At 50.5% G+C, this 5189-nt stretch carries 2 tRNA genes and 3 rRNA genes; all 5 read left to right on the top strand.

The annotated features are described in order from the left end of the window. Window positions 1-6 precede the first annotated feature (6 nt). The 5 genes from K0T93_RS04580 (at window position 7) to rrf (ending at window position 5126) form a co-directional block, all read left to right on the top strand. Window positions 7-1537 (top strand): 16S ribosomal RNA (locus K0T93_RS04580). 66 nt (window positions 1538-1603) lie between these two features. Further along, a tRNA-Ile gene (locus tag K0T93_RS04585) sits at window positions 1604-1680 on the top strand. Between the two features lie 38 nt (window positions 1681-1718). Further along, a tRNA-Ala gene (locus K0T93_RS04590) sits at window positions 1719-1794 on the top strand. Window positions 1795-2040: 246 nt separating this feature from the next. Beyond that, window positions 2041-4922 (top strand): 23S ribosomal RNA (locus tag K0T93_RS04595). 90 nt (window positions 4923-5012) lie between these two features. After that, window positions 5013-5126, top strand: a 5S ribosomal RNA gene (gene rrf / locus K0T93_RS04600). The 16S, 23S and 5S rRNA genes sit together here with 2 tRNA genes alongside, the layout of an rRNA operon. The last annotated feature ends 63 nt before the right edge of the window (window positions 5127-5189 follow it).

Genomic DNA, 5189 nt, shown 5'->3' on the forward strand with positions numbered 1-5189 from the left:
AGGTTTAAACTAAAGAGTTTGATCCTGGCTCAGATTAAACGCTGGCGGCATGCCTTACACATGCAAGTCGAACGGCAACGCGGGCTTCGGCCTGGCGGCGAGTGGCGAACGGGTGAGTAATACATCGGAACGTGTCTTAGAGTGGGGGATAGCCCGGCGAAAGCCGAATTAATACCGCATACACTCTCAAGAGAAAAGCGGGGGACCTTCGGGCCTCGCGCTCAAAGAGCGGCCGATGGCAGATTAGCTAGTTGGTAGGGTAAAGGCTTACCAAGGCGACGATCTGTAGCTGGTCTGAGAGGACGGTCAGCCACACTGGGACTGAGACACGGCCCAGACTCCTACGGGAGGCAGCAGTGGGGAATTTTGGACAATGGGGGAAACCCTGATCCAGCAATGCCGCGTGTGTGAAGAAGGCCCTCGGGTTGTAAAGCACTTTTGTCCGGAAAGAAAGCAATTTAGTTAATACCTAAATTGGATGACGGTACCGGAAGAATAAGCACCGGCTAACTACGTGCCAGCAGCCGCGGTAATACGTAGGGTGCGAGCGTTAATCGGAATTACTGGGCGTAAAGCGTGCGCAGGTGGTTTGCTAAGACCAATGTGAAATCCCCGGGCTTAACCCGGGAACTGCATAGGTGACTGGCAGTCTAGAGTATGGCAGAGGGAGGTAGAATTCCACGTGTAGCAGTGAAATGCGTAGAGATGTGGAGGAATACCAATGGCGAAGGCAGCCTCCTGGGTCAATACTGACGCTCATGCACGAAAGCGTGGGGAGCAAACAGGATTAGATACCCTGGTAGTCCACGCCCTAAACAATGTCAACTAGTTGTTGGGGATTTATTTCCTTAGTAACGTAGCTAACGCGTGAAGTTGACCGCCTGGGGAGTACGGTCGCAAGATTAAAACTCAAAGGAATTGACGGGGACCCGCACAAGCGGTGGATGATGTGGATTAATTCGATGCAACGCGAAAAACCTTACCTACCCTTGACATGGTCGAAACTCTACTGAGAAGTAGAGGTGCTTGAAAGAGAATCGGCGCACAGGTGCTGCATGGCTGTCGTCAGCTCGTGTCGTGAGATGTTGGGTTAAGTCCCGCAACGAGCGCAACCCTTGTCCCTAGTTGCTACGCAAGAGCACTCTAAGGAAACTGCCGGTGACAAGCCGGAGGAAGGTGGGGATGACGTCAAGTCCTCATGGCCCTTATGGGTAGGGCTTCACACGTCATACAATGGTCGGAACAGAGGGTTGCCAACCCGCGAGGGGGAGCTAATCCCAGAAAACCGATCGTAGTCCGGATTGTAGTCTGCAACTCGACTGCATGAAGCTGGAATCGCTAGTAATCGCGGATCAGCATGTCGCGGTGAATACGTTCCCGGGTCTTGTACACACCGCCCGTCACACCATGGGAGTGGGTTTTACCAGAAGTGGCTAGTCTAACCGCAAGGAAGACGGTTACCACGGTAGGATTCATGACTGGGGTGAAGTCGTAACAAGGTAGCCGTATCGGAAGGTGCGGCTGGATCACCTCCTTTCTAGAGAAAATGTCTATCTGCAAGTACCCACACTTATCGGCTGTAAAGTCACGGGGGACAGACAAAGGGTCTGTAGCTCAGTCGGTTAGAGCACCGTCTTGATAAGGCGGGGGTCGTTGGTTCAAATCCAACCGGACCCACCATGCGTGTCTAGCAAATAAATATCAAACCCAAGAAGCTTGGGGGCATAGCTCAGCTGGGAGAGCACCTGCTTTGCACGCAGGGGGTCGTCGGTTCGATTCCGTCTGCCTCCACCACTGTTTAATTGCAAGTATTCAAGTTTGAGTATTAGTAATTAAATCTGTGTATCAAGAATTTTTTGTTAGCTGTAACGTTCTTTAAAAATCTGGAAAAAGCAGTATATCTATTAGAGCATCTTGAGATGGATGCAAAAATAGATGGGTAGAGAATTTATTTTCTTGAGTAACTCAAAATACTCAAAAAGTATGGCACAGCACAAAGCTCACCCATAACTTGCTCGTTGCAAAACGGACTTGTTATAGGATCAAGCAAGTAAGTGCATGTGGTGGATGCCTTGGCGATCACAAGCGAAGAAAGACGTAGTAGCCTGCGAAAAGCTGCGGGGAGCTGGTAAACAAGCTATAATCCGCAGATGTCTGAATGGGGTAACCCGACCTACATAGGTCATCCGTGATTGAATCTATAGATCATGTGAAGCGAACGCGGCGAACTGAAACATCTAAGTAGCCGTAGGAAAAAAAATCAACCGAGATTCCCAGAGTAGTGGCGAGCGAAATGGGATCAGCCTGTACCATGTAACTCTCTAGTTAACTGAACGCTTTGGAAAAAGCGGCCGCAGTAAGTGATAGCCTTGTAAGTAAAAACTAAAGTGTGGAACTAAGGGTACGATAAGTAAGACGGGACACGTGAAATCTTGTCTGAAGATGGGGGGACCATCCTCCAAGGCTAAATACTCGTGATCGACCGATAGTGAACTAGTACCGTGAGGGAAAGGTGAAAAGAACCCCGAGAGGGGAGTGAAATAGATCCTGAAACCACATGCATACAAACAGTCGGAGCCTTGTAAAGGGTGACGGCGTACCTTTTGTATAATGGGTCAGCGACTTACGTTCAATAGCAAGCTTAACCGATAGGGGAGGCGTAGCGAAAGCGAGTCCGAATAGGGCAATAAGTTGTTGGGCGTAGACCCGAAACCAAGTGATCTATCCATGGCCAGGTTGAAGGTGCGGTAACACGCACTGAAGGACCGAACCCACTAACGTTGAAAAGTTAGGGGATGAGCTGTGGATAGGGGTGAAAGGCCAAACAAACTTGGAAATAGCTGGTTCTCTCCGAAAACTATTTAGGTAGTGCCTCGTGTATCACCTTTGGGGGTAGAGCACTGTCATGGTTGAGGGGTCCATTGCGGATTACTTCGTCATAGCAAACTCCGAATACCGAAGAGTGTAATCACGGGAGACAGACGCCGGGTGCTAACGTCCGACGTCAAAAGGGAAACAACCCAGATCGCCAGCTAAGGTCCCTAAAATTAGCTAAGTGGGAAACGAAGTGGGAAGGCAAAAACAGTCAGGAGGTTGGCTTAGAAGCAGCCATCCTTTAAAGAAAGCGTAATAGCTCACTGATCGAGTCGTCCTGCGCGGAAGATGTAACGGGGCTAAGCTAATTACCGAAGCTGCGAATACGTGCGTAAGTGCGTATGGTAGGAGAGCGTTCCGTAAGCCTGCGAAGGTACACTGAAAAGTGTGCTGGAGGTATCGGAAGTGCGAATGCTGACATGAGTAGCGATAAAGGAGGTGAAAAGCCTCCTCGCCGTAAGCCCAAGGTTTCCTACGCAACGTTCATCGGCGTAGGGTGAGTCGGTCCCTAAGGCGAGGCAGAAATGCGTAGCTGATGGAAAGCAGGTTAATATTCCTGCACCATTGTTAGATGCGATGGGGGGACGGATCGCGGAAGGTTGTCCGGGTGTCGGAAGTCCCGGTCCCTACATTAAAGAAGGTGCTCTGGCAAATCCGGGTACATAATTCAAGGGTGTGGGGCGAGCAGTTTTAAGCTGCAAAGCAATTAGAAGTGGTCCCAAGAAAAGCCTCTAAGCTTCAGTCTAACAAGACCGTACCGCAAACCGACACAGGTGGGCGGGATGAGTATTCTAAGGCGCTTGAGAGAACTCGGGAGAAGGAACTCGGCAAATTGGTACCGTAACTTCGGGATAAGGTACGCCCTATTAGCCTAACTGGCTAGCGCCAGCAGGGTCAAAGGGTTGCAATAAACTGGTGGCTGCGACTGTTTAATAAAAACACAGCACTCTGCAAACACGAAAGTGGACGTATAGGGTGTGACGCCTGCCCGGTGCCGGAAGATTAAATGATGGGGTGCGAGCTCTTGATTGAAGTCCCGGTAAACGGCGGCCGTAACTATAACGGTCCTAAGGTAGCGAAATTCCTTGTCGGGTAAGTTCCGACCTGCACGAATGGCGTAACGATGGCCACACTGTCTCCTCCCGAGACTCAGCGAAGTTGAAGTGTTTGTGATGATGCAATCTACCCGCGGCTAGACGGAAAGACCCCATGAACCTTTACTGTAGCTTTGCATTGGACTTTGAACAAATCTGTGTAGGATAGGTGGGAGGCTTTGAAGTGTGAACGCTAGTTCGCATGGAGCTGTCCTTGAAATACCACCCTGGTTTGTTTGAGGTTCTAACCTAGGACCCTGAAGCGGGTTCGGGAACCGTGCATGGTAGGCAGTTTGACTGGGGCGGTCTCCTCCCAAAGTGTAACGGAGGAGTACGAAGGTACGCTAAGTACGGTCGGAAATCGTGCTGATAGTGCAATGGCATAAGCGTGCTTAACTGCGAGACCGACAAGTCAAGCAGGTGCGAAAGCAGGTCATAGTGATCCGGTGGTTCTGTATGGAAGGGCCATCGCTCAACGGATAAAAGGTACTCTGGGGATAACAGGCTAATACCGCCCAAGAGTTCATATCGACGGCGGTGTTTGGCACCTCGATGTCGGCTCATCTCATCCTGGGGCTGTAGCCGGTCCCAAGGGTATGGCTGTTCGCCATTTAAAGAGGTACGTGAGCTGGGTTTAAAACGTCGTGAGACAGTTTGGTCCCTATCTGCCGTGGGCGTTGGAAGTTTGAGAGGGGCTGCTCCTAGTACGAGAGGACCGGAGTGGACGAACCTCTGGTGTACCGGTTGTCACGCCCGTGGCATCGCCGGGTAGCTATGTTCGGGAGAGATAACCGCTGAAAGCATCTAAGCGGGAAACTTGCCTCAAGATGAGACTTCCCCGGGGACTTGATCCCCTTGAAGGGTCGTTCAAGACTAGGACGTTGATAGGTCGGATGTGTAAGCGCAGTAATGCGTTAAGCTAACCGATACTAATTGCCCGTAAGGCTTGATCCTATAACTGGTCCGTTTTGATGTTGTGCTATTATCTACTAACTGCTTTTACCCCAGACTAGTTACGCGCTATAGCGTAACAACAGTTTTTTGCCTGATGACTATAGTAAGTTGGCCCCACCCCTACCCATCCCGAACAGGACCGTGAAACGACTCCACGCCGATGATAGTGCGGATTGCCCGTGTGAAAGTAGGTAATTGTCAGGCTCTTCTTTTTAAAACACGACGCCCGCTTTAAATAATGAAGCGGGCGTCGTGTTTTAAATCTCC

The sequence above is a fragment of the Candidatus Vallotiella sp. (ex Adelges kitamiensis) genome (assembly GCF_020342435.1).
Taxonomy (GTDB): domain Bacteria; phylum Pseudomonadota; class Gammaproteobacteria; order Burkholderiales; family Burkholderiaceae; genus Mycetohabitans.